The 25,351-nt window shown below is 42.1% G+C and carries 21 protein-coding genes; 19 read left to right on the top strand and 2 right to left on the bottom strand.

Features of this window, described 5'->3' with window-relative positions; genetic code table 11:
* Positions 1 to 112 precede the first annotated feature (112 nt).
* The 11 genes from HPK16_RS05265 to HPK16_RS05215 all read left to right on the top strand — a co-directional run bounded on the left by HPK16_RS05265 (position 113) and on the right by HPK16_RS05215 (position 12,338).
* Positions 113 to 2,122 (top strand): BglG family transcription antiterminator, encoded by a 2,010-nt coding sequence (locus HPK16_RS05265; RefSeq protein WP_181675966.1) that lies wholly within the window; start codon positions 113 to 115, stop codon positions 2,120 to 2,122.
* Between the two features lie 5 nt (positions 2,123 to 2,127).
* The gene (locus HPK16_RS05260) at positions 2,128 to 2,604 is read left to right on the top strand and encodes a PTS sugar transporter subunit IIA (protein ID WP_181675965.1); all 477 of its coding nucleotides are present in this window, start codon (positions 2,128 to 2,130) and stop codon (positions 2,602 to 2,604) included.
* Positions 2,604 to 2,879: a PTS sugar transporter subunit IIB gene (locus tag HPK16_RS05255; protein ID WP_181675964.1), complete on the top strand. Its 276-nt coding sequence runs from the start codon at positions 2,604 to 2,606 to the stop codon at positions 2,877 to 2,879. The genes HPK16_RS05260 and HPK16_RS05255 overlap by 1 nt, the downstream gene beginning before the upstream one ends.
* A 27-nt stretch (positions 2,880 to 2,906) precedes the next feature.
* The gene (locus HPK16_RS05250; RefSeq protein WP_181675963.1) at positions 2,907 to 4,253 is read left to right on the top strand and encodes a PTS galactitol transporter subunit IIC; all 1,347 of its coding nucleotides are present in this window, start codon (positions 2,907 to 2,909) and stop codon (positions 4,251 to 4,253) included.
* Complete coding sequence (locus HPK16_RS05245; RefSeq protein WP_181675962.1) at positions 4,250 to 5,182, top strand: 1-phosphofructokinase family hexose kinase; 933 nt, start codon at positions 4,250 to 4,252, stop codon at positions 5,180 to 5,182. The genes HPK16_RS05250 and HPK16_RS05245 overlap by 4 nt, the downstream gene beginning before the upstream one ends.
* Positions 5,183 to 5,189: 7 nt before the next feature.
* The gene (locus HPK16_RS05240) at positions 5,190 to 5,840 is read left to right on the top strand and encodes a class II aldolase/adducin family protein (protein ID WP_181675961.1); all 651 of its coding nucleotides are present in this window, start codon (positions 5,190 to 5,192) and stop codon (positions 5,838 to 5,840) included.
* Positions 5,841 to 6,362: 522 nt separating this feature from the next.
* Positions 6,363 to 7,532 (top strand): SGNH/GDSL hydrolase family protein, encoded by a 1,170-nt coding sequence (locus tag HPK16_RS05235; RefSeq protein WP_181675960.1) that lies wholly within the window; start codon positions 6,363 to 6,365, stop codon positions 7,530 to 7,532.
* A 339-nt stretch (positions 7,533 to 7,871) separates the two neighbouring features.
* A complete protein-coding gene (gene cdaA / locus HPK16_RS05230) occupies positions 7,872 to 8,693 on the top strand; it encodes a diadenylate cyclase CdaA (RefSeq protein ID WP_181675959.1) in 822 nt (273 codons plus the stop codon).
* Positions 8,690 to 10,114 carry a CdaR family protein gene (locus HPK16_RS05225; RefSeq protein WP_181675958.1) on the top strand — a complete coding sequence of 475 codons (1,425 nt, stop codon included), beginning with the start codon at positions 8,690 to 8,692 and terminating at the stop codon, positions 10,112 to 10,114. Before cdaA ends, HPK16_RS05225 begins: the two co-directional genes overlap by 4 nt.
* 193 nt (positions 10,115 to 10,307) lie before the next feature.
* The gene (gene glmM / locus HPK16_RS05220) at positions 10,308 to 11,663 is read left to right on the top strand and encodes a phosphoglucosamine mutase (RefSeq protein ID WP_181675957.1); all 1,356 of its coding nucleotides are present in this window, start codon (positions 10,308 to 10,310) and stop codon (positions 11,661 to 11,663) included.
* Between the two features lie 216 nt (positions 11,664 to 11,879).
* Positions 11,880 to 12,338, top strand: a complete 459-nt coding sequence (locus HPK16_RS05215) for a thioredoxin family protein (protein ID WP_181675956.1) — start codon at positions 11,880 to 11,882, stop codon at positions 12,336 to 12,338.
* A 61-nt stretch (positions 12,339 to 12,399) separates the two neighbouring features.
* Here HPK16_RS05215 and HPK16_RS05210 read toward each other — a convergent pair whose 3' ends face one another.
* Both HPK16_RS05210 and HPK16_RS05205 read right to left on the bottom strand, forming a co-directional pair.
* Positions 12,400 to 13,098 (bottom strand): Crp/Fnr family transcriptional regulator, encoded by a 699-nt coding sequence (locus HPK16_RS05210; RefSeq protein ID WP_036077174.1) that lies wholly within the window; start codon positions 13,096 to 13,098, stop codon positions 12,400 to 12,402.
* A gap of 176 nt (positions 13,099 to 13,274) precedes the next feature.
* Entirely contained in the window at positions 13,275 to 13,730 is a 456-nt protein-coding gene (locus tag HPK16_RS05205) for a GNAT family N-acetyltransferase (RefSeq protein ID WP_181675955.1), read from the bottom strand.
* Between the two features lie 353 nt (positions 13,731 to 14,083).
* Between HPK16_RS05205 and HPK16_RS05200 the strand changes: the two genes are divergently transcribed.
* The 8 genes from HPK16_RS05200 (at position 14,084) to HPK16_RS05165 (ending at position 25,347) form a co-directional block, all read left to right on the top strand.
* Positions 14,084 to 14,380: a WXG100 family type VII secretion target gene (locus HPK16_RS05200; protein WP_036066144.1), complete on the top strand. Its 297-nt coding sequence runs from the start codon at positions 14,084 to 14,086 to the stop codon at positions 14,378 to 14,380.
* A gap of 122 nt (positions 14,381 to 14,502) precedes the next feature.
* Positions 14,503 to 14,799, top strand: coding sequence for a WXG100 family type VII secretion target (locus HPK16_RS05195; RefSeq protein ID WP_036066144.1), 297 nt, complete (start codon positions 14,503 to 14,505; stop codon positions 14,797 to 14,799).
* A 314-nt stretch (positions 14,800 to 15,113) separates the two neighbouring features.
* On the top strand, positions 15,114 to 18,443 hold the full coding sequence (gene esaA / locus HPK16_RS05190) for a type VII secretion protein EsaA (RefSeq protein WP_181675954.1): 3,330 nt from the start codon (positions 15,114 to 15,116) through the stop codon (positions 18,441 to 18,443).
* The gene (gene essA / locus HPK16_RS05185; protein ID WP_181675953.1) at positions 18,433 to 18,948 is read left to right on the top strand and encodes a type VII secretion protein EssA; all 516 of its coding nucleotides are present in this window, start codon (positions 18,433 to 18,435) and stop codon (positions 18,946 to 18,948) included. The genes esaA and essA overlap by 11 nt, the downstream gene beginning before the upstream one ends.
* Positions 18,949 to 18,964: 16 nt before the next feature.
* Positions 18,965 to 19,216, top strand: a complete 252-nt coding sequence (locus HPK16_RS05180; protein WP_181675952.1) for an EsaB/YukD family protein — start codon at positions 18,965 to 18,967, stop codon at positions 19,214 to 19,216.
* An 18-nt stretch (positions 19,217 to 19,234) separates the two neighbouring features.
* Entirely contained in the window at positions 19,235 to 20,464 is a 1,230-nt protein-coding gene (gene essB, locus HPK16_RS05175) for a type VII secretion protein EssB (RefSeq protein WP_181675951.1), read from the top strand.
* A gap of 1 nt (position 20,465) precedes the next feature.
* Positions 20,466 to 24,980, top strand: a complete 4,515-nt coding sequence (essC, locus tag HPK16_RS05170; protein ID WP_181675950.1) for a type VII secretion protein EssC — start codon at positions 20,466 to 20,468, stop codon at positions 24,978 to 24,980.
* 43 nt (positions 24,981 to 25,023) lie between these two features.
* The gene (locus tag HPK16_RS05165; protein WP_181675949.1) at positions 25,024 to 25,347 is read left to right on the top strand and encodes a chorismate synthase; all 324 of its coding nucleotides are present in this window, start codon (positions 25,024 to 25,026) and stop codon (positions 25,345 to 25,347) included.
* Positions 25,348 to 25,351: the final 4 nt, after the last annotated feature.

Raw genomic sequence — 25,351 nt, 5'->3', positions numbered from 1 at the left:
GTCGAAACCATCGTTTCATCACAATTTCATTTTTAGGATATTTACAAATTGTGATGAAGTGATGAAATAGTGGTTGGATTATCGTATAAAATAGAACTAAGGAGGGATTCAAATGAGACGCGGCACAAAGGAGCTCTTGACCTATTTAATGTTGAACCATCACGTAGATGTCGCCCAAGTTTCTAAGAATTTAGACCAGACACGAGAAGAAATTAAGAGTTATATTGAGGAAATAAATCAATCTTTAAAATCGGAAGCCATTTGGATGGATTATCAGATGATTTCCATGACAGAACGTTGTCGAGAGGATTGTTACCGACTTTTAACGGAGAAAGAACAGCAATTATTTTCGTATTATGAGGTGAATTTACGGAAGCAACTTATTATGATTCAGCTCCTCATGGATGGGCGTTATTTATCATTGCAAGCGCTAGCAGACTATGTGTATGTCAGTAAAAATACGATGCTCAGTGATTTCAAGCGTATTAAGTCAGAGCTACATCAGCTACAAATACAATTGGATTATTCGAGAAAAGCTGGTTACGCGATTTCTGGCTCTGAATTCCTTATTCGTAATTTACTTGGGAAGCTCATTCGTGATGTCATTAAAACCCCCTACGGCAAATTTATTTTGGATGAAAAGAAACTCATAATGGTTAGTGAGATATTTTTACTAAAAAAGCGATTGGAAAAAATCGAAAATGACCTTCAAATAACATTTACAGATGAGCAGCTGGAGGAATTGCCATACATTCTTTTCGGGATCATCAAGCGTGCGGAAATTACTAATATTACGTGGTCTTTTAAAATCGAGAAATACGATATTAAAAATACGCGTGAATATCCAATTATAAAAGAAATGTTTTGGGGATATGATTTCTTAAGCGAGACGGATTTACTTTATTTATCGTTGCAGGTCTTGGCCTCAAACCTTGTTGAATCCGCGTTACTTTTTTCCGATAGTGAGGAAATTGCTTTCGCTGTGGATGATTTTACGGCGCGATTGGAGAACCATTTTGCAACGGAGATTGTTCGTAAAGGAGAGTTCAAAGAGAAGGTGATGTTGCATATTAGACCCGCGATTTACCGTAATTTACTAGGTTTCCAAATAAATAATACATTAACAGAACAGTTTATTGCAGAATATACGACAACGTTCCGGATGGTCGAAAAAGCCTCTGCGCCGTTCGCTAAATTGGTCGGGCACAAGTGGTCTAAGGAAGAAATGGTTTATTTATCTATGATTGTACTTGGTTGGATGTACCAAACCGAGGAGACGGAGCAGAAAGTTTTTAAAGCCGCGATATTATGCCAAAGTGGAACGTCAATCTCGAAATTATTATTGGAGAATTTGAAAGGTATGTTCCCAACGATTGATTTTCAGGGAGCTTTTGCAATACGTCAATTGCCTCAAGTGGAACAAGATGTGGATTTTCTTTTCACGACAGTGCCGATTCAAACGGACGTGACGGTATTTGTAGTGCCTTCTATATTAGATAAAGCAAGTCGGAAGATATTACGATACCAAGTCGAAAGAACGATTGATTTAGACATTGAAAAAAAGACAAAAGCGCTAATGGCAATGCTTCGTGACTCGATTCCATCTGAAAATATTCCCCAGGTGACGGAGCGGTTGGAGCGGTTCTTTGGACAGAAGGATTTAGAAGACCCGCCTGTGGATATGGCCGATGTATTACAGATGGAAGCTCAGAATATTTGTATTTGGAAGGATACCGTGCGTTGGAATGAGCTAGTTGTCAGATCTTTTATACCATTATATCAGCGTGGGAGTGTGACACAGAATTATATTAAGGCATGTGAAGCGATTTTTTATGAGAATTATCAGCACATGGTGATTGGACCAGGGATATACTTGCCCCATGCAAAGCCTCAAGCTGGTGTCCAGAGAGCTGATATTCAGCTTCATATTATGAAATCTGGAATGCTTAATCCTAGCGGGGAGAGGGTTCAAATGATGGTTGCTCTAGCGCCATCTAGACAGAATCGGCATATTCCGTTGCTATTAAAAATGAATGAGGTTTTTCTAGAACCAGAAAAGTTACAGTTTATTCTAGCATCAGAGAGTAGGACAGAGATTGCGGAAATGATTGAGAGGGGTTGAATTCGTTGGATTTTGATGATTTATTCCAGGAGGATTTCACATTAATGGGCGGTGACTTCGAAAATCAAGTAGGATTTTTTTCGGAGGTAGCCACAATTTTAGAGCAGAAGGGCTACGTGAAACCGTCTTTTTGTGAAGCAATTATAGAGAGAGAAAAGGTTTTTCCAACTGGACTTGAAATGAACGGGATAGTAATTGCAATTCCACATACGGATACGGTGCATGTGAGGCGACCATTTGTGTTTGTGAATCAACTTAGAAAACCGCTAGAATTTATTCAAATGGGGACGACGGATAAAGTGATTGAGGTAGAGATGGTGTTCGTATTGGGTATTTGTGATCCTGCATCTCAAGTCCCTTTATTAGCAACGATTATGGAAAGATTTACACAAGAAAAGTTTATAGAGGAGCTGCGAAATAAGCGAAACAAGGAAGAGTTAGCTGCTTTTTTGAAAATACAATTTGGAAGGATGAGCGAGTGATGAAAAAAGTAATAGTAGCCTGCGGATCAGGTGTGGCAACAAGTCAAACCGTGGCATCAAAAGTAGAACGGATTCTGAAAGAACGCGGTGTACGTGCGAATGTGGAAGCGGTAGATATCAAGTCGCTTGATCAGCATATTCGAACAAGTGACGCATATGTGGCGATAACGAAAGCGAATAAGGAATACAATATTCCAACGTTTAATGGTATAGCTTTTTTGACAGGAATGGGCATGGAAGAGGAAGTAGAAAAGCTTATTGACGCGCTAAAATAACATATTGAAAACAGGGAGAGTGGCAAAATGGGATCATTACAATCTGTTGTAGAATTTATTTTGAATTTAGGTGCAGCTGTTTTTGTGCCTGCTTTGATGATTATTATCGGTTTAATTGTGCGGATGAAGGTCAAAGATGCCGTCAGCGCTGGGATTATTTTGGGGGTCGCCTTCCTTGGTATGAATATCGTCATTGGATTCATGATTGAAGCATTGACTCCTGCGGCACAGGGGTTAGCGGAGCGAACAGGGATAGAGTTGACAATTTTAGATGGTGGTTGGACGTCGATGGCGACGCTTGCTTGGGCATGGCCGCTCGCGTTTTTGATGTTCCCTCTGCAACTGGGAATTAACGCGATTATGCTCGTGTTTAACGCGACAAAAACGCTGAATGTGGATTTATGGAATGTATGGGGCAAAATTTTAACAGCTGTTTTAATTGTCGGTGTGACGCATAATGTGTATCTGGCTTTTGCTGTTGCAGCGGTTCAAGTTGTAGTTGAGCTGATTTTGTGTGATGCTAATCAGCGTCAAATTCAAGAACTCAATGGGATTCCAGGTGTTACGGTTTCGCATAGCATGATGATTTTCTGTGTGGTATTGATGCCGATTGACTGGCTACTTAAGAAAATTCCTGCGTTACGTAAGGATATGGATGCTAATGCACTCAAGGATAAGATTGGGATTTTTGCGGAAAACCATGTTATGGGATTCATTGTGGGGGCATTACTTGGAATCGCCGCGGGTTATGATGTAGCGAAAACATTGATGCTAGCCATGCAAGCTGCGGCTGCTTTGACGCTGTTTCCAATGGTTGCAAAATTATTTATGCAAGCTTTATCACCACTATCTGATGGTATTTCTGATTATATGAAGAAACGCTTTAAGGATCGCGAACTTTTTATTGGTCTGGATTGGCCAATTCTAGCTGGGTGTAGTGAGGTTTGGGTGGCGATTGTTATTATGGTACCAGTGACGCTGATTTTCGCGTTAATTTTACCTGGGAATGGAGTGCTACCATTCGCTGGTATTCTAAATATCTCACTCTGCGCGCCTGCGCTTGTTGTTACAGGTGGGAATTTACTACGAATGATTATTCTAGGCGTTGTTACGACACCCGTCTTCCTGTATGTGGCTACGTTTTTTGCAGGAACTATTACTGATCTGGCAAATTCCACAAAAGCTATTTCGTTGCAAACTGGGCAAGAAATTACGTGGAGTACGATTGAATATCCTGTGTTCCGCTTCATTATGGCTGAGGCTAGTAAATTCTCGATTATCGGTCTATTGATGCTTGCAGGTTGGATTGTATTACTCGTTTTCTATGTGAAAGTAATGCGCAAACGAACGGCAGAATTGGAGCAATTAGGATGATTTATACCGTGACGCTAAATCCTGCGATCGATCAGCTTTTATTTGTAAAAAGAGACATAAAAAAACGTCAAGCTAACCGGATTATTCGAAGCGAATGGGACTGTGGTGGAAAGGGACTTCACGTTTCAGGTGTTCTTAGCAAATTTTCGATAAAGAATGAAGCGCTGGGAATTGTAGGATCGCAAAATAGAGCCCAGCTATACGGCATATTATCTGAGAAGCAAATTGCACACGATTTTTTAGTCCAACAGGGCGAGCAGACAAGAACGAGTTTTGTCATTATTAGTGGCGAGTCAAGCGGTAGTATTATGATGCCAGAAGGCGGATTTGCTGTAAGCGATGCAAACAAAATTGCGCTACTAGAACAGGTGCGACAAAAGGTGACGCAAGAAGATATTGTTGTTATCGCAGGTTCGCCGCCACCGGAATTCACGCTAGCTGATTTTGAGACACTTTTGCAGACGGTGAAGGCGACGGGCTGTTTCCTAGCCTGTGATGTGTCAGGAGAATATCTGAGATTGGCGGCGCGACTTGGTGTTGATTTCTTGAAACCGAACGAGCATGAAATTCAAGCGATTCTCTTGGACGAGGCGGAAACATTAACAGAAAATATGAGGAAATTGGCGAAAAACATAGGTTATCTTATCGTCTCATTGGGGCAGCATGGCTCGTATTGTGCGCATGAAGGAAGGGTATATCGCGTTATTGCACCATCAGTCACAGAAAAAAACGATACAGGAGCTGGCGATTGTTTTGTAGGAGCATTCATTGCTGGGATATCCGAACATTTACCGCTACCCGAAATTCTAAAACGCGCGACAGGTTGTTCGGCGAGTAAGGTGATGCACGCGGATAGCTCGACATTCAGCCTAGTCGAAGCAGAAATTTTGAAAGAGCAAGTAACCATAATTGAAGTTGAGGAGATGTGAGGAACATATGTTATATCAAAAAGAACGCGAAGATTTAGCAAAAGTAGTGAAGGTAATGTTTGATAGATTTGAAACGAATGCAGCGGGTGGAAATGTTTCTGTACGAGTGAACGCGGAGCATATAATTATGACGCCAACGTTGATGAGTCAGGCGAAGTTATGCGATTTGTCGGCCTATGAAATTCTTGTGGTGGATAATAATAACGAGGTGGTAGAAGGTGATGGGAGGGTGACACGCGAAATAAATTTGCACAGGGCATGTTATACGGAAAATGCAGAGGTTGGCTGTGTTTTGCATGCGCATCCAAAAGAATCGATGTTATTCGCGACACTTGGTATGGAATTACCCAACTTAACAGAAGCGACACAAAAATTAGGCACGATTCCAACGCTTGATTTTGCGCCGGCAACAAGTCCAGAACTTGCCGAGATTGTTCGCGCCCACGTGATTTCCTTAGGTGAGGCGGCTGTTCCGAGTGCTAGTTTACTCAATAAGCACGGTATCGTTGTGCTGGATACTAGTCTTCATAAAGCATATGATTTGCTGGAACGCATCGAATATAATGCTTATATTGTAGCAAAAGCACTCGTTTTCGATGCGCTCAATATTAAGAAATTAGAACATGATTTGGCATTAAACTTCAATTTAGAGGAGTAGGTGGCTATGGACAAATTTTTTCTCAATATAAGTCTATTTGTGGGGGCGCTTATGTTAGTCATGGGCATTTTTAAGAACTCCCTCCTATTGACAGCTATCGCCTTGGTGTTTGCAATTAGTGCACAATATTTTTACTGCAAGAAATACCCTAAACGAAATCGGAGTTTCAAAGAATTATTGACAGAGAAGAGAGACAGTGGGAAATAATAAAGTGGGACCAGTGGAATCAAGCGACATTGATTTTACTGGTTTTTTGATATTCTTTATCAAGTGAATTAATTTTATAACTAAGGCTATCTGGTTAAGGGGAATAATCGCTCTTTAAATGTTAAAAAAAACCAGTCTCAACTTGACAAATTATTGAAGGTACTATATGCTTATATTCGCTTAAATCAATCATTTTAAGCTGATCTATAAAAAATTTTTACAAAAAAAATCTACAGCTACACAAAGGGAATCCATTCGTAAAAAAAATGATGGAATACTGAGTACAGCGGAAATAGTGTAAGGAAGGTATGGGCAATGACGATTAAACTAAACAGACCAACGAATGCGTTCCAAGGTGGCTCGTACCGAAATGAACTCAATCAAAATTGGGATATGCTTGAGAAGTGGATAGATGAGAATGGAACGGACGGTCTCAGTGATTTTTTAGCAAATAATTCGACTATCGGCGGCGAGCAGCTTTCTCGTGCTAAAATTGTGAATCTATTCGATAAATTAGATATCGAAAAAAATACAAGTCTAGTAAACCTGACTGGTGGGACCACTGCAGCGGAAGGTACGAATACGAGTCGATTTATTAAAGTGACACCAGGACAAATTATTGGGGTAACGATGAATGCAACAATGGTGGGTTGTTACTACGATTTTCAAAAGCAATATATTGGCATGATGCAAATGACAGAAGCAATATCTGAGTGGTACACGCAAACGGTTCCTTTAGGTGTCAACTATGTGCGCGTTGTCGTTATAGATGAGCACCTTGACAGTTATATGTTAAGCCAGCAAGCAACAATGCCAGAACAGTATTACGAACATGAGATTTCTATGCCACATTTCAACTCAAGTAAACTGCTTTCAGGAAGTCGAGTTGTGACTTTTGGAGATAGTATAACATGGTATGACGGCAAAATTGTAGATGGTGTATTATACCGTGGCTATCAAGCGTATATGCGTCAAGCTGGTGCATCCATTAAGAATGAGGGGCTGGGAAATCTTACTTTTGCACCGAATACGAAGGCGAGCAGTATGTATGAGCAGATTGTTACGAATCAATATGATTTTACGAATTTTGATATTGTTACGATTGCAGCGGGTACAAATGACGTCGCATTCAATGTACCTCTAGGGGCTGTTGGCGGACGTAATGACACTGTTTTTGATACGAATACAAGCTTGGGGGCTTTAAGGGCTACTATCGAGTACATCCGTATCAACTACCCGAGAACGGAGATATATCTGTTTACACCGCTACAAAATGAAACACGCGATATGGACAAACACGAGGTAATTGCTAATGGAATTATAGCTATTGCTGATATCTATAGCTTGCCACGTCTGGATTTGTTTAGAATGTCAGGACTCGGGAAATACACGTTTGAGGTGTACACGCGCGATGGTCTGCACCCTAATAATGAAGGGTTCCATATGATTGGAAAACGAGTTGTTCGAATGATGGAATCACATTAATAATTGCGCAACCTATTTTTTAGCGAAACGTGGATTGTAAATTTTTAACTAAATTATCAAAAAACGCCATTTAGCACACAATCGGCGTTTTTGATGCTAAACCCATGATTAGGATACATATCGAGGTATGAGTTCGGAGCTATTCATATTCTCCCGTAATCATTAGTAAGACTCTTTATCAATTTTTAAAGAAATCTTTCTTATTTTCCGTATCTCAAATCTTTTTCCTCCTCTAATTCTGTGCTATAATGGCAAGTATAAGCAATTTTAAAGGCTTATACTATTATAGTAGCAACAAAATGAAATAGGACTTGCTTTTTTGAAAATGGAGGCGAATTTATGACCATTCCAGACGGATCGATTTTGCATTATTTAGCAAATGTGATTGATATTTTAGTAGTATGGTTCGTTATTTATAAATTAATTATGTTGATTCGTGGAACGAAAGCGGTACAGCTTTTAAAAGGTATTTTTATCATTGTGGTCGTAAAAATTGTCAGTAGTTTTTTAGGACTCCAAACAGTGGAATGGATTACGGACCAGGTGTTGACTTGGGGATTTTTGGCGATTATTATCATATTCCAACCCGAATTACGCCGAGCACTTGAAACGCTTGGACGTGGTAGCTTTATCTCAAAAGCAGGATCTAAACGTGAGAAGGAGCAGCAATATCTTATTGACTCCATTGAGAAATCCGTTAGTTATATGGGGAAACGCCGAATTGGGGCCTTGATTTCCATTGAGCGTGGAACTGGTCTTGATGATTATATTGAGACGGGAATTCCGCTAGATGCAGATATTTCTTCACAGCTATTGATTAATATTTTTATTCCAAATACACCGCTTCACGATGGTGCGGTAATCATTAAAAGTAATAAAATCGCGGCAGCGGCAGGTTATTTGCCACTTTCTGATAGCCCATTTCTTTCAAAGGAACTTGGAACAAGACACAGAGCTGCTCTTGGTATCAGCGAGGTTACGGACAGTATAACGGTTGTCGTGTCTGAGGAGACTGGTGGCATTTCAATCACTAAGGGCGGGGAACTTTTTCGCGAAGTAACACCAGAGCGTTTACATGAAATTTTAGAACATGAACTTGTTGTACCAATGCAGAAGAAACCGTCCATTTTCAGTAAGTGGAAAGGAGGCGGTAAGAAATGATGGATCGTATTTTAACAAATAAGTGGTCGGTTCGGATTATTTCGCTCATTTTTGCGGCGATTCTGTTCACATCGGTTACCGCCACCAACAACAATGTAACGAGTGTCACGGATGGCGTTTACGTCGATGTCATCAATAATGTGCCGGTTGAAGTGTATTATGATAAAGACAATATGAATGTTGCGGGCGTTCCGGACACAGTAGACGTGACTGTTAGTGGTCCAAAAGGCCTTGTACAGCTGGCTAAAACACAGCCTAATATCATCGCATACATTGACCTTACCAATGCAAAAGCAGGGACTCAAAGCGTCAAAATTAAAGTGAAGGGCTTATCCGATCGATTGAAATCAACCATCAATCCACCGACTGCGAAAGTAACATTAGCAGAGAAAGTAACGAAGAAATATTCTGTCGATGTTGAATTAAATAAATCAGTCATTGCGAGCGGATATCAAGCTGGGACAATCAAAGCGGATCCAAAGCGAGTTTCTATCACAGCTTCCAAAGAAACCTTAGACCAAATTGCGTATGTGAAGGCAACCGTTTCTGATGAAAAAGATCAGAAGAGCGACTTCACAACGAATGCCACAATCAGCGCTTTTGACGCGAATTTGAATAAACTAGATGTCGAAATCGATCCTGGCGAGGTGGAAGTAGATGTACCAGTTTCCAAAATCGGCAAAACGGTTCCACTACGATTCCAGCAAAGTGGCAATCCCGCAGATAAAACGGTAACTATTACAAGTATCACATCCGATGACGAGCATGTAACGGTCATTGCGCCTGAGTCAGTCACTGACAAGATTGAGCAAATTACGATTCCAATTGATGTGACACAAACGACAGCCGATAAAACGATTGAGGTCCCTGTACCTGTTCCAACTGGTGCAACATCTGTAACTCCGGCCTCTGTGAAAGTGAAAATAACAACCGGAAAAAAGCAGAGTGACCAGAGTTCTAATGGAGCAAGTGAGGGCGCTGGTCAACCTTCAGAGGAAAGTCCAAACGTAACAACGCCAGACGCTGGAACAGATAGTGAACCAGATGCGGATAAAGACAATAAAGAGGATGAGCAGACTGAAACGGAAGAACCGACGAAACAAAGCTCATCAGAATTCAAAGATATCCCTATCAGTATTATTGGGCTAGTTAATTCAGACAGTTTTAGCACAGCATTCCTTGATCCAACTAGTGGCAAAGTGAATATAACGATAAGTGGCCTAAAAACCGAAGTGGATGCGATTGGACGAAATGATTTCAATGTCGTAGCAAATATGTCAAATTTACAAGATGGCACGCATACGATTCCGCTTGCTGTCCATGGTTTAGCAGCTAATTTTACATTTACACTATCGCAATCTAAAGCAGAAATTCAAGTCACTAAGAAGGTTGCAGATGGATCAGATCCAGTTTTAAACTAATTATTAGCCCGATGAAAACCGCATTAAAAGCCAATTCATCGGGTGTTTACATAAGATTAGGTGTAAAAAAGATTAAAAAAAGGTATAATAAGAAGATACACGGATCGAAGTTGGTCTACAATAGCGTCATGATAGGGATTAAGATAGAAATAAGCACGGCCAACCTCTTAATGAAGAAGGAGCGAATTATAAAATGGGTAAATATTTTGGTACTGACGGTGTTAGAGGAATTGCAAATAAAGAGCTATCTCCAGAATTGGCTTTTCGCCTAGGGAGATTTGGAGGATATATACTAACGAAACATGTTGGGGAGCATCCTAAAGTTTTAGTAGCGAGAGACACAAGAATATCAGGGGAAATGCTAGAGTCGGCTTTGATTGCTGGTCTTGTATCGGTAGGAATTGAAGTGATGCGTTTAGGCGTTATCTCAACACCTGGTGTGGCTTACTTAACGAAAGCACAAGGAGCAGCAGCAAGTGTTATGATCTCGGCTTCGCATAACCCAGTAGAAGACAACGGTATCAAATTCTTTGGCTCAGACGGCTTTAAGTTGTCGGATGATCAAGAATTGGAAATAGAAGCATTGCTTGATGGAACGAGTGATGACTTACCACGTCCAAGTGATGATGGCCTCGGAACGGTAAGCGATTATTTTGAAGGTAAACAAAAGTACTTACAATATCTAAAACAATCTGTGGATGGAGACTTTACAGGTTTGCATGTAGCTTTGGATTGTGCGCATGGTGCGACATCATCGCTTGCTACACATCTTTTTGCAGATTTAGACGCAGATACGAGCTCGATGGGAGCATCACCAAACGGACTTAATATTAATGCCGGTGTGGGCTCTACACATCCAGAGAAACTAGCAGAATTCGTAAAAGAAAAAGAGGCGCATGTCGGCCTCGCTTTCGATGGTGATGGCGACCGTGTTATCGCAGTAGACGAGAATGGCGAAATTGTCGATGGCGACAAAATCATGTTCATCTGTGCTAAGCATCTAAAAGCACAAGGTCGTTTGACGAATAATACAATCGTATCCACTGTTATGAGTAATTTAGGTTTCTATAAAGGCCTAGAAGAACTTGAAATTAAAGCCATCCAAACAGCAGTAGGTGATCGCTATGTTGTCGAAGCAATGCGTGAAGGAAGCTACAGCCTTGGTGGTGAACAATCTGGACATATCGTTTTCCTAGATTATATTACGACAGGTGATGGCTTATTAACAGGTATCCAATTAGTAAACGTAATGAAAGAAACTGGAAAGAAATTATCCGAACTAGCAGCCGAAATGCAAACTTTCCCGCAAAAATTAGTAAATATCCGCGTGACGGATAAAAATGGTGTCACGGAAAATGCAAAAGTTCATGCAGCAATTTCAGCAGTAGAAGCAGAAATGAACGGAAATGGTCGCGTCCTAGTACGTCCATCCGGAACAGAACCACTTGTCCGCGTCATGGTAGAAGCAGCTTCAGCCGAAGACACAGAACGTTTTTGTGATAGTATTGCACGGATTGTAATCTCCGAAATGGGTCTGGCGGCGGAGTGATAAGCACTCATCTCCGTCGTTAAAGCCTGTGCTCCGATGCTCATGTACAAATCGTACATTCCGCTTCGGTGCTCGGCTTTGCCTAGGGGCTGAGCGCTTCTAACTCCGCCTAGGTTTTGCGGGGGATTATGCTGCTAGTTGGTTCTGGGTTAGTAAGTGAGCAAGAAGAGGACGGGCATTTTTTTGCTCGTTTTTGTGTTTTATAGGGGGATTATGATGAAGAAGTATAAGATTATTTTGCTTACTATTGTTACTTTGGTGCTTTTTGTTGTTGGGGTGCAGTTGATTGTGGATACGCACGCGAAGAATTTGGAGGATACGAAGGCTGTTGCGAATGAGCAGGTGATGCGGAATATTACGAATAGCGAGATGAAGGGGATTTTGGCGGACAAGAAAACGGGGTATGTCTTCGTTGGACGACCAACTTGTCCTGATTGTGAGCCTTTTCGAAAAAAACTTGTGAGTGCGCTCGAAGCAACGAGTCGGCATGCTTATTATTATAATACGGATAAGGCTAGGGAGGCTGACAAGAACTATACGGCAATTATTAAGCAAATGGGTGTCAAAGTAGTCCCAACGCTGATTTATTACACACGGGGCCTTGAAACGGATCGTTATCGTGGGGATTTAGATGATGAGGCAGGAATTAGAGCGTGGCTTGAAAATCAAAAATAGAGTGCAGAACTATGACTGAATCGCTCAGTTATAAGTTTTGCACTCTATTTTTTGCAATCAATTAGTCGTTTGTACGAGGTGTTCTGTGTATTTCTAATTGTTCGCGTAGTTTTAGAATGTCTAGAACTACTGTTGGTTTTGGTTTTAGTCGAATAATTCCTTGTTCTCTTAGCTTTTGAAGTTCCACGTTGGCACGGGTCCTAGGTACTTGAGACACAAGCGCCAAATGGTTCTGTGTAATGCCTCGCGGAAAGCTGATTCCATCATCGGTTTTAATTCCGACCGTATTAGCAATATAAAGCAAAGCCGAAATAAGTCTGCGACGCGGATCATGATGCGCAATTTCAATTAAAGCATTGCGTTCGTGGACTTGGTTATATCCATCAAAATAAAGGAACCAAAAACCGTCTGAATCCGTTTGAAAAAGACGAAGAATATCATTTCGATTATAAATTCGAATTTTTGTATCTCTTAAAGCAGTTACGTTAAATTGAAAAGGAGAGTCTAACAAGAAATTAGCGCTTCCGAACCAAGTATTGCTATTCAGAAATCGAGTGATAACTTGCAGCTTATCCGAGTTTGTCATACTAAAAGAAATAAGTCCAGAATCTACTATGTAGAAATGCGTATCTATCTTTCCTTCCTCCACAATTAGCTCGTTCTTTTTGAAACTAGCTGTTTTATATGGAATCTCCATCTCCGTAATTTTCTCTATCAACTTCTCACCATTAAAATTCTTTACTAAGTCAGCAACATACATAATTTAAATTCCCCTTCTCTTTAACGATTGGTCTTACTTCTTATTATAAAGATTTTTCAAAATAAAAAAAGTCATAAATTATACTTTCATTGATTAAAATTAGTACAATATGTTACAGTTTCGTGACTTTATTAGAAATAATGGATGATAAAGGATTTATGAGTGAAAAAAATACATTATTTGTTTATTTTGTATAGCATCACTATTTGATCTTGTGCAAGGATGCCGTTCTCAAAAATAGGTTCCGAATAATGTTTAAGGAAATAGTCTGGAATAATCTCTATCATCCGAAAACCAGCTTTCTGATAAAAAGCAAGAGCTTGCATACTCGAATTAGCAGTTTTGACAATTAAAGTATGATTATATAGCTTTTTGGTGTTCGTAATGGCGTGTTCGAGCAATTCCTTGCCATATTGACGTCCTTGATAGTTAGGTAACACAGCAATATTAACAATTTCTGAGCAATCTCCTTCATTTTGTATACAAATAACACCGCATGTTTGGTCATCTGCTATAAGTAGGAAAACGTCGGATTGAAAGAAATAGCGATCGATGGCAGATTTGTCAGGGTCAGCTAAAAGTAAGAGTTCATAAGGTATTATATCACACTCTGTCCATTTTTTAATTTTCATTGGAGCACCTCCGATTTAATGATAGCAAGTAAAGGAAGAAAATACAATGAAAATGGGGATTGTATAGTATAGAAGGTTCGGGTTAATACTATCTTAATCTGGGTTATATTGTTTTGGTGGTTATAGGGTTATTTGGGCTAAAAATGGATATATCAGGTTACATAGACATATCCGGTTAAAAAAACATGAAATATAGCTAGATTAGCCTTTTCTAGGAAAATAAAAGAAAATGTTCACAAAAAGTTCACAATTGGAATCAACAAACGCTGGTTCTTTTTTGCTATAATGGCAATATAGCCCATCAGGCTATGATATATCGCAAGACCTAAAAAAATAAAAAGGAGTTGAATGACATGTCAGGACAAATTAGAATGAGCCCTGCTGAGCTTCGTGACCGTTCAAAAACATACGGTCGCAAAGGACAAGACATCGAACAAATTTTAAGAGAATTAGAGCAGTTGCAAGAACAATTGCGTAGTGAGTGGGAAGGGGAAGCATTCCGTAAATTTGATGATCAATTCCAGCAATTGAAACCAAAAGTAACGGATTTCTCTAACTTGATGCACCAAATCGAGCAACAATTAGCAAAAACAGCCAATGCAGTCGAAGAAAACGATGCAAATCTATCACGCAATTTCGGCTTAAACTAAAGCGTTACCATTGTGGAATTGCATGAAGTATACATATTACATCTTTGTGCAGTTGCTACTTGAGGCCGTACAGCGTGATGTACGGCCTTTTTAATTTGAGTTGAAAAGGAGATGGAAGAACAATGTCAGGACAAATTAGAATGAGTCCCGCGGAGCTACGCGATCGTTCGAAAACATACGGACGTAAAGGGCAAGATATCGAGCAAATTTTAAGAGAATTAGAGCAGTTGCAAGAACAATTGCGCAGTGAGTGGGAAGGGGAAGCATTCCGTAAATTTGATGATCAATTCCAACAATTGAAACCAAAAGTGACGGACTTCTCTAACTTGATGCACCAAATCGAGCAACAATTGGCGAAAACAGCCAATGCAGTGGAAGAAAACGATGCGAACCTATCGCGCAATTTCGGCTTGAACTAAGGAATAATGGCTGGTTGGGACTTTAGCGAGTCTCAGTCTAGCGTGTCGACAAACGCCCATTTTCGTCGTTAAAAGTTCCGTTCCGATGCTCACGTACTCTAGTACGCTCCGCTTCGGTACTCACTTTTGCCTAGAAACTAGGCATTTGTCGACACGCTGATGTTTGGAGAAATGGTTAGGTTTTGCGTGAGATATAGTTTTTCTACAGTCTGGGCTGGGACTTTAGCGAGTCTCAGCCTGTTAGTGAACATTAAATTTGGAAATTCGAAGTTGGGAGACTTCTTACATATAAAAAACAACGGGAGTGGATACAAGTGAAAAAAATAAAGTGGAGTGTGTTGGCCTTTTTTGTGCTGGCTTTGCTTCTTTCGGCAGGGACGTCGTATTTGGCTTTGGAACAAAATGCAGCGAAAGAAGAAGATGGACAGAAAACGAAAAAAATGTCCATTGCGCTCGTCAATGAAGACCAAGGGTTTACAACGGATGATGGTGAGAAAATTGATTTTGGCGATAAATTTTCAGAGAAGATTGTGAATCAGACGGACCATAAATGGGCAACGCCTACTCGTGGCTTCGCTGAATATGGCTTGAAAAACCGTGTGTACGACATGATTATTTTTATCCCGCAAGATTTTTCAAAAGCGGCGATGTCGATGACGCTTGCTAATCCAGAGAAGGTCAAGATTTCTTACCGTATTAGTGAGACGGGAAATAAAGACGTGACTGCAGAGGCGGAACGCGCGGCGGCGAAAGTGTTAGAAGATTTTAATAGTGAGATTATTGAAGTATATTTTGCGAGTATCTTGACGAACCTTCACGGGGCACAAGATAGTATAAAAAAACTGGTCGACAAGGAAGAAACGTATGGTTCGGTATACAATGCAAATGTGAACTCGCCTTTATCGAACTATACGCAGCAATTTAAAACAGTACAGGATTATACTGGCATGTCCAAGGATAGTTTTAAAGGATTGCAAGATGTACTGAAAGGTTTTGGGACAGGGCTTGCGGAAGGAACGAAAGTCAATGAGACGTATTTCCAATCTTTAGAGAAGCTTGCAAAGAATCAGGAAACGAATGCACTTGTATCGAAATCTTTTGCAGAGCAGATGACGGGAAATGATGCAGCAATGTCAACGGCGGATGTCTCGGAGCAATTATCTAATTTGAAAACCTCTAATGACGCTATTTTTAAGCAGTTTCAGAAGTTAGAGGAGGAGCGGACACTATCGACGCAGGTGGATAACGTGCAGAAATATTTGGATACTGTGAATGAGCAAGTTGCCATGATAAACACAGAAGTGACGACTAAAATGGGTGAAAGCTTGCGAGGTAGCGTCGAAGGGGATTTACTGAAATATATTTCGGATGACGGAAACCGGACGATAACATTAGATGATTTGACGGATAAGACGCTAAATAATCGATTTAATGAGGAAATGCAAAGAGTGATGAGAGAGATACCGAATTATGATGCGCGCTTGTTAGAGGATGATGCTACTGCGGAGGAGAGAGAGGTTTACAAGGAGCTGCGTAATGTCATTGAGCTTGCTAGAAAATATATTAGCAGTAATTCAGGTGATTGGTCTGATGGTTTGCTGGAAAAGAAAAAAGATTTTCCAAAATATACGGTAGTTGAGGATGCTATCGATAAGTTAAAACAAGAAAAAATTGCTGAAAAATTAAGATTAACAAGTGATGGCGCGTACTATATTTATAATTTTAATCAGGAATTTCAGATAGAACAATCGAAGGTAGATGAGAACATACAAAAACTCGTTTTCAAAGAGCCGGATGGTTTTGATGTACCTAGTAATCAGGCGGTTCAGTCGGTTAGACTTACGAAAGCGGATGGGAGTTATGTAAGGAGCACAACGACATATGATGAGGAGAAGCGGGAATGGACGGTGGAAATCGATCCGAGTGAAACCAATCCAGATGGCACGGATACAGCGCTGGGCTTGAAGCTAAATGTTGATCTTTATATGAATGCAGATGCGCTCGCTGATTTTGACTTGTTTGCTCCGATTAAGATTGATATGACGAACACGGAGACGAGGATGGAAGCAGAAGATCCAGAAAATCCGTTGAATCCGCCTGATCCACCAGTCATGATTGAAGTCGAGGACAAGAATGAGCAAATAGAGCTTGGTCCAGAGTACATCATCACGACGAAAGAGCGCAATGATGCGATGGATTCAGTACATGAGACAATTGAGGGCATCGATAAAGGAACGACGGAGCTGGCAGACAATGTGGCTGCATACGTAAAACCATATTATAAGCTTTCGGAACTATTTAAGACATACTACGGCATTGATGCGAGAGTGACACCGCTTGATTTAGACGGGAAGACATTGACGGAATATGCAGCGGGGAAAAAGAGTTCTTACTACTACCAGTTCAATATCGAAGACCGAATCGCAATGATGGTTTCGTTGATTACAGACAATGTGACGAATTTTATTCACCGTGATTTGGAGACGTTCCAACAGCAAGTGGATGAATCGCAAACGCGGATTGCAGTCACAAAAGAAAATGCGGATATGCTATCTGAGCGTTTGACGGAAACAACAACACAAGCTGCAACGATGAATGCGAGTGTTGCCAAAACGCTTGAAAATGTAGAGGCGTGGCGTAAGGCTAGTCTGGATTTGTTAGATAAAGGCGGAGTTGTACTAACGAACAGTGGCGATGAAAAATCGGCGACGCTTTCTTTAGGCAGCGAATTCGGAGGTTTACTTTCACAAAGTAAAGCGTTAGCTGATTCTTCGAAAACAAATCTGAACTCAGCAGATAATGTATACAAAACATTTGATGCCATTGATAAACAGGCGAAAAATATTCAAAATAGCGGTTTGGGAATTGTGACACAAGCACAGAAATTATCAGCCAATATGGCGAATAAGTTAGGAACAGATCAGGAGTTTGCTTCTAATTTTGCGAATATGATGGAGAACAGCCGTGTTGGTGATCGCGATAATGATAATTTATATCGTTTCTTGAGTAGTCCAGTCGAGAAGGTAAAAGGAGAGACGATTGCAGCAGGGGATACGTTTACGCCGTACTTGATTGTGTTAGTTTGCTTTATCGTGGCTTTGTTTACGGGTTATGTGATTGCGGCACAGGAACGAAAACGGAAGCAAGAGGATGATTTTGAGGAAGAGATGGCGTTGGCGTATCAAAATACACCGATTACGTTGATGACGGTTGGAATTGCATTGATTGAGGGTGCGATTATCGGGGCTATATCGGCTTACTTCTTGGATATGAAGGGCGTTATTTTCGTATCTTGGATGGGAATTATTATTTTAATGATGCTCGTTTTCGTAACGATTGCGACCTACTTGTTACGGCAATTGCGGATGATCGGGATGTTCTTACTACTCGTAATTCTAGCGCTTTACTTGTTCTTGACAGAGGCGGTTGGCTTGAAAATTGAGCAAGATTCGATGTTGGCTACGATACGTTCGTTGTCGCCTCTACAATATATGGAAAACTTGTTGAATGGATTTATGAGTCGAGCGGACAATTGGCTCGTTCTGATGTATTGTTTGATTGGTGCGGCCATTGTTGGTATAACCGTGAATTTATTCGTTTGGCATCGGAGTAAACGAGCAGGAGGAAATGATGATGAAGCGTAAAAAAATTGGGATTTCTGCGATTGTCTGGGTTCTGATGATACCGCTGTTCGCAATTCCAGGTGTAGTCTTGGCGGCAGATAGTGAAGATTCATATCTGGGTAATGATGGGAAAATGGAAATGCAAGTAGGCCGAGTGACTAAACCATCTGATGAGAAGAAAACAGAGGCGGATACAGAACAAACGGAGCTTGAGAAATTGGGAATTACGCTGTTCACGCCTGAGACTGAGAAAAGTGCGAAGGAAATCAAGGCGTTTGAAAAAAAACAAATGGATGATGTGAAAGCCTCGCTATTTACTGGTGAGTCACAAAAAGATAATTCTGTGGAGACGATGAAAGCTTCTGTTTTTACAGAGCAAGAGGGAGCCGTGAAGCAGAGTGAGGCATCGACACTAGGACAAGATATGCCGGCAAAAAAGAGCAATACGATATGGTGGGTATTATCAAGTATCGTCATAGCTGTAGGCGCGACGCTTTACATGGTCGTTCGAAAAGTATGGGAATAGAAAGAGGTAGATAGAGATGGCGCAGGATACGCATATTAATGTCACGATTAATTTTACGAAATGGGGGGGACGGATTCATGATTTACGAATCCCGAAGCACCAGCCGGTGAAGGCGTTGTTGCTGAACTTGGTGGAGACGTTGAAGTTATCACAGCCAAATATTTCGCATTGTGCGATTAAGGTGGCAAACAAGGAACTATTGTTGACAGATGATGATAAATTGACCGATTTTCAAATTACGGACGGGGATATCATTGAAATTTTATAAAAGGGAGATTTGAGACAAATGATAACGAAGAAAATAATGGTAGATGCGATGGAATATAATTTTCAAATAGATGGGACGGTTTGGCAGGTAGCTTTTTCAAAGTCACAAACGCGGGTGAAGGATGTGCGTCAGTTGGCTTTACTTAAGGAACGCTCGCCGTTGTTTGTCCCGGTTTCTTTTGAGGATAAAGGGGATGCATTGTCGTTCCAGTTCGATACGGTGGGGAAAACGACTTGGGATGAGTTGGTGCAACTTGATCGGAATGAAAAATTGCGCGCGGTCGGTAATGTGGCGCGGTTCTCGGAGTTATTGAAGACGCGATTCACATTTTTCTTACATCCAGACAACGTGGTTTTTGATGTGAACCAGATGCCATATTTGGTGTATCGCGGGATTCGTGATGTGTTGCCGCCGTACACGATGACGGAAGAGAAGTTTTTGAAGCAATATAAATGTTTGATTGTGGCGCTTTTTTCGAAAAAGTACTCGTTTGATGAGTTGATTTCGGGGTCGCTAGATAATGCGAAGGGCACGAGTTTTGAACGGAGTGTTATTGAGGCGAAGGATTTAGCAGCGATTGAGGCGATTTTGGCGGAAGGATATACAAAGGAAAAAGCGGCTGTGGATCGGAAAATGACATTGGTGCAGCGGAAAAATTATCGTTTGTTTAAAGGACTTACGATTGGATTTATTATTGCGACACTTGTACTGGCGGTTCCAGTTGCCTATTTTGCTTTTGTGAAAGTGCCGTTTCAGGAGACGTTGCTTCGTGCGAATGAGGCGTTTATCGCGAATGATTTTGGTAAGGTGACAGATGCGTTGCGCGATGTGGAGCCGACGAAATTACCACAAGCGAGCAAGTATGAATTGGCGAAATCGTATGTAGAGGGCGCGAAGTTGAGCGAGGTTCAGAAGAAGACGGTACTGCAAAACACGACGCTGAAATCGCCAGAGGATTATTTGTTGTATTGGATTTATGATGGGAAGGCGGAACTTACGAAGGCTAATGATATTGCGCTTACGATGAAAGATAATGACTTGCAGGTATATAATTTGGCGAGACAAATTGAGAAATTGGATACGGATACGGAAATGAGCGCATCGACAAGAAGTGCGAAACAAGAAGCAATCAATGAGAAAATTAAAAAGATAAAAGATGATGAAGCGAAGGCGAAAGAAGAGGCTGCAAAAGTGGAAGCCACTCAAAAAGAACAAGACAAAGCAAAAGCAACATCGGAGGTAGAATAAGATGGAGAAGCAACTACTGACGATTAGTTATGGCAATCAGCTGCATAAATGCCAGTTAGATCCGAAAAAAGAGGTAACGATTGGTGGGGACTTGCAGCATACGGTGACCTACGAGAATTTGGCGGATTCGTTGCAGGTGGTCTGGAATGAGGACGCGGGGCAATGGTTTTTGGGTGATTTGCCGCTTGAATTGAATGAGCGTCTGAATTTGGAGACGTCTGACGGCGAGAAAATCCAGTTTTATTTGACGGAGGATGTGGCGTCGCAGGTTTTTGATACGACGACGAAATATTCGATTACGTTTGGTGAGAAGGATTTTAATGATGTGGTGATTGCGGGCACGACGGCGGATTTGTTGTTTATTCGTGAGGAGCTTGGCGCGACATTTAAATTGAATGTGTACGGTGGAATTGTTTACCATAACTATTATCGTGTGGAAACGGAATGCCTATTAGCGGCTGGGGATCAGCTGTATTTTGACGGTGTGACGATTCGGGTCGGTAAGGAGGACATCGAGGTGATCGCGGGAGATGGTCGGGTTCATGCGACGCTTGCGCAATTGGTGGCGCCGGACAATGCTTTTAGTGCGGATTATCCGGATTACCACCGGTCGCCGCGAATTATTTATCGTGCGCCGGAGTCGAATTTGACGATTGCCAAGCCGCCGGGCAAGCCTTCGAAACCGAGCGAGGAATTGATGAAAATTCTGATTCCACCGCTGATTATGATTGTGATGTCGATTGTGATGATGTTTTTACGTCCGAATCCGATTTTTGTGTTGATGACGCTTGGGATGACGGGCGCGACGGTGATTTTCTCGGTGATTACGTATGTGAAAAATCGCAAAAAATATAAGGTGGACATGAAGGAACGTGACGCGAGCTATCGTCGTTATTTGAAGGACAAGACGTCGGAACTTCACGCTGCGGCGGAGGAACAGGCGCATTCGCTGCATTATCATTTTCCAACGGTGACGGAAATTCGTGATATGGCGCTTTCTGTTGATTCGCGGATTTATGAGAAGACGATGTTCCACCATGACTTTTTGCAGTATCGGGTTGGTACTGGGGAGGAAAATACGTCGTTCAATGTGGAATTCCAAGAGGAGGAATTTACGCAGGACAAGGATGAGTTGGTGGAGAGCGCGAAGGAGTTGAAGTCGCAGTATTATTCGGTGAAGGATGTGCCGATGGGGACGGATTTGATGAACGGGCCGGTTGGTTATATTGGGCACCGCGCGCTTGTGATTGAGCAGTTGCAGTTGATGGTGATGCAGACGGCGTTATTCCACAGCTACTATGATTTGCAGTTTATTACGGTATTCCCCGAAGAGGAAAAGGAACAGTGGGACTGGATGCGTTGGTTGCCGCACGCGAGTTTGCGCGATATTAATGTGCGTGGCTTCGTGTATCATGAGCGTTCGCGGGACCAGGTTTTGAACTCGTTGTACCAAATTCTGAAGGAGCGCAAGATGGCTTTGGAGGAAAAGGGCAACAAGTCGGAGCAGATGTACTTTTCGCCGCATTATGTGGTGCTTGTGACGGACGAAAAACTGATGATGGATCACACGGTCATGGAGTTCTTCAATGAGGATCCGAGTGAGTACGGGGTTTCGCTTGTGTTTGTGCAGGACGTGATGCAGAGTCTGCCGGAGCATGTGAAAACGGTTATTGATATTCGGGATGCGAAGAACGGGAATGTGATTTTGGAGCAAGGCGAGCTTGTGAATCGTGGCTTTACGCTGGATCATTTCCCTGCTGATTTTGATAAAGAGAGTGTGAGTCGTGCGCTGGCGCCGCTTAATCACTTGCAGAATCTGAAAAATTCGATTCCGGAATCGGTGACATTTTTGGAAATGTATGGTGTCGACCGCGTGGAAGAGCTTGGAATTAGCGCGCGTTGGGAGAAAAATGAGACGTATAAAAGCTTGGCGGTTCCGCTTGGTTTGCGTGGGAAAGACGATATTGTCAACCTGAACTTGCATGAAAAAGCGCATGGTCCGCATGGTTTGGTCGCGGGTACGACGGGTTCTGGTAAGTCGGAGATTATTCAATCGTACATTATCTCGCTTGCCGTGAATTTCCACCCGTATGAAGTCGCGTTCCTGCTGATCGATTACAAGGGCGGCGGCATGGCGAATCTGTTCCGAAACTTGCCACATTTGCTCGGTACAATCACGAACTTGGACGGCGCGCAAAGTATGCGTGCACTTGCTTCGATTAAAGCCGAATTGCAAAAGCGTCAACGTCTATTTGGCGAGCACGATGTCAACCATATTAACCAATATCAAAAATTATACAAGTTAGGCGAAGCATCAGAAGCGATGCCGCATTTATTCCTGATTTCCGATGAGTTTGCCGAGCTAAAAAGTGAACAACCGGAATTCATGAAAGAGCTAGTTTCGACAGCGCGTATCGGGCGTTCACTCGGTATCCATTTGATTCTCGCCACGCAAAAACCAAGTGGTGTCGTGGATGATCAAATCTGGTCGAACTCGAAATTCAAACTGGCGCTGAAAGTACAAAACGCGTCGGATTCCAATGAAATTTTGAAAACACCAGACGCGGCGGAAATTACGCTACCCGGTCGTTCGTATTTGCAAGTCGGGAATAACGAGATTTACGAATTGTTCCAGAGTGCTTGGAGTGGTGCGGATTACGTGCCGGATAAAGACGATCAGGAGCAAGTGGATACGACGATTTACGCGATTAACGATCTCGGTCAGTATGAAATTTTGACGGAAGATTTAAGTGGTTTGGGCGATAAAGAGGATATTTCAAAAGTGCCGTCAGAGCTTGATGCGGTGATCGATTATATTCACGAGTATACAGAGGAAGCGAACATTGCGATGTTACCGCGTCCGTGGTTGCCGCCTTTGGAAGACATGATTTTCTTGCCAGAGCTGCATCCAATCGATTACAAAGAAGCGTGGCAAAAAGAGAAATCCGAACTCGCGCCGATTATTGGTTTCATGGATATTCCAGAAATGCAAGATCAGCGTGCCGTTGAAGTAAACTTGTCAAAAGACGGTCATATCGCAGTTTATTCAAGTCCTGGTTACGGAAAATCAACCTTCCTGCAAACCGTCGTGATGGACTTGGCACGCGCGCATAATCCCGAACACCTGCACATTTACCTGCTTGATTTCGGAACCAATGGTCTTTTGCCGTTGCGCGAATTACCACACGTTGCCGACACGATTATGCTTGACGAAGAAGAGAAAGTCAGCAAATTCGTTCGTCGTTTTGACCGCGAGTTAAAGGATCGTAAACGTAAACTAAGCCAGTTCGGCGTCGCGAATCTCGACATGTACGAAAAAGCGAGCGGAGAAATTTTGCCGAATGTCGTGATTATTATTGATAATTTCGATCCAGTCAAAGAATCGCCGTTCCAAGAAGGATTCGAGAAGATTATGACGCAAATCGCGCGGGAAGGTGCCGGCGTCGGAATCAACCTCGTCATCAGTGCTGGACAGCAAAATGCGATGCGTACGCCGTTACTTTCGAATATTAAAACGCAAATCCCGCTTTACTTAATCGAGGCATCCGACGCGAGAAGCATCATCGGGCGCACCGATTTAACGAGCGAAGAATTACCAGGTCGTGGCTTGGTGAAACAGGACGATATCGCCGTGTTCCAAACAGCACTACCGAACAAAGGCGAAGACACGCTACAAATCATCAGCGCGATTCAGCAAGAGGCGAAAGAAATGTCCGACGCATGGTCTGGCGAGCGCCCACTTCCGATTCCGATGGTTCCAGAAGTGCTCCCATTCCAAGATTTCGTATCATGGAAATCGACGCAAAACATGCTCGCAGCTGGCCATTTACCGTTTGCTGTTGATTTTGAAAATGTCGAACCGATTCCATTACACTACAAAGAAAATCAAAATACACTCGTGATGAGCGATCGCGTCGAATTGATTGAGTCAACGATGGTAACACTGCTTGACGTTATGGTGGTCAATCCGCAAATCGACATCATTCTGACCGATAATCCAATGCTACGTTTCGCGGCATACAAACCAAACGTCAACGCATACGGCAACGACACCGAAACCATCACGATGATTTTCAAAGAACTTCACGGTTTGCTAGAAAGTCGTCAAGACGGTTTTGCAGCGGCTCAAAAAGAAAGCGGTGGGCTAACAACGACTGCCGAATTCCTAAAAGACGCCCGCCCAGTACTTGTCGCGATTGCCGATCTCGACTCTATCGTAAATGGCATCAGCAGCGATCTCGAAACCGATTTTGTCAATCTGCTTGAAAACGGTCCACGATTCGGCATCTACTTCATCATTGCCGGCAATACGAGCACGATGGGCCGAGGCTACGACAAAGTTAGCGGCGCGATTAAGAAACAGAAAAACGGCATTGCTCTTTGCAAAATCGGCGACCAAAACGTTATTGACGTCAGCAATAAAAACTACAAAGAACCGAACTTACTGCCATTTGAGGCGTATTACATCCAAAACGGCATAGCAGAGAAAATCAAGGTTGTGAAACCAGCGAAATAAGGAGGGATTTGATTGGCTAGATTTTTTTTTTTTAGGTGCTACAGTGGATATTGGCTCATCAGAATTGGAGAAGAAACGCGATGATTATGACCGGCTGCACGATCGGCTAAAAGATGCGATTACCGAGCATGACAAACTGATAGGGGAAGCGAGAAGTTCGCTTTCCTCGTATAAGAACGCGCATCCGGATTTCAGTAATTCCGTTATTCCATCCAAGCATTTCAATTCCAAGCGAGAAGACCTGACGACAAAGTTAGAAGGTTATATTAACGATGCGAGTGATAAACGGTCTGGCTTAACAGCAGCGCGAGATAAGGCGTATGAACGGTACGTGCATTACCGAGACGCTGCGGCAAAGGAGGGATGAGCAA

Source organism: Paenilisteria rustica, from assembly GCF_013820765.1.
GTDB lineage: Bacteria > Bacillota > Bacilli > Lactobacillales > Listeriaceae > Listeria_A > Listeria_A rustica.
This window is presented reverse-complemented; position numbering and strand designations above follow the sequence as displayed.

What these genes read in the sequence shown, in the direction of transcription:
- HPK16_RS05265 (WP_181675966.1), top strand. Translation starts at nt 113, where the DNA reads ATGAGACGCGGCACAAAGGAGCTCTTGACCTATTTAATGTTGAACCAT.
- HPK16_RS05255 (WP_181675964.1), top strand. Translation starts at nt 2,604, where the DNA reads ATGAAAAAAGTAATAGTAGCCTGCGGATCAGGTGTGGCAACAAGTCAA.
- HPK16_RS05250 (WP_181675963.1), top strand. Translation starts at nt 2,907, where the DNA reads ATGGGATCATTACAATCTGTTGTAGAATTTATTTTGAATTTAGGTGCA.
- HPK16_RS05245 (WP_181675962.1), top strand. Translation starts at nt 4,250, where the DNA reads ATGATTTATACCGTGACGCTAAATCCTGCGATCGATCAGCTTTTATTT.
- HPK16_RS05240 (WP_181675961.1), top strand. Translation starts at nt 5,190, where the DNA reads ATGTTATATCAAAAAGAACGCGAAGATTTAGCAAAAGTAGTGAAGGTA.
- HPK16_RS05235 (WP_181675960.1), top strand. Translation starts at nt 6,363, where the DNA reads ATGACGATTAAACTAAACAGACCAACGAATGCGTTCCAAGGTGGCTCG.
- cdaA (WP_181675959.1), top strand. Translation starts at nt 7,872, where the DNA reads ATGACCATTCCAGACGGATCGATTTTGCATTATTTAGCAAATGTGATT.
- HPK16_RS05225 (WP_181675958.1), top strand. Translation starts at nt 8,690, where the DNA reads ATGATGGATCGTATTTTAACAAATAAGTGGTCGGTTCGGATTATTTCG.
- glmM (WP_181675957.1), top strand. Translation starts at nt 10,308, where the DNA reads ATGGGTAAATATTTTGGTACTGACGGTGTTAGAGGAATTGCAAATAAA.
- HPK16_RS05215 (WP_181675956.1), top strand. Translation starts at nt 11,880, where the DNA reads ATGAAGAAGTATAAGATTATTTTGCTTACTATTGTTACTTTGGTGCTT.
- HPK16_RS05210 (WP_036077174.1), bottom strand. Translation starts at nt 13,098, where the DNA reads ATGTATGTTGCTGACTTAGTAAAGAATTTTAATGGTGAGAAGTTGATA.
- HPK16_RS05205 (WP_181675955.1), bottom strand. Translation starts at nt 13,730, where the DNA reads ATGAAAATTAAAAAATGGACAGAGTGTGATATAATACCTTATGAACTC.
- HPK16_RS05200 (WP_036066144.1), top strand. Translation starts at nt 14,084, where the DNA reads ATGTCAGGACAAATTAGAATGAGCCCTGCTGAGCTTCGTGACCGTTCA.
- HPK16_RS05195 (WP_036066144.1), top strand. Translation starts at nt 14,503, where the DNA reads ATGTCAGGACAAATTAGAATGAGTCCCGCGGAGCTACGCGATCGTTCG.
- essA (WP_181675953.1), top strand. Translation starts at nt 18,433, where the DNA reads ATGAAGCGTAAAAAAATTGGGATTTCTGCGATTGTCTGGGTTCTGATG.
- HPK16_RS05180 (WP_181675952.1), top strand. Translation starts at nt 18,965, where the DNA reads ATGGCGCAGGATACGCATATTAATGTCACGATTAATTTTACGAAATGG.
- essB (WP_181675951.1), top strand. Translation starts at nt 19,235, where the DNA reads ATGATAACGAAGAAAATAATGGTAGATGCGATGGAATATAATTTTCAA.
- essC (WP_181675950.1), top strand. Translation starts at nt 20,466, where the DNA reads ATGGAGAAGCAACTACTGACGATTAGTTATGGCAATCAGCTGCATAAA.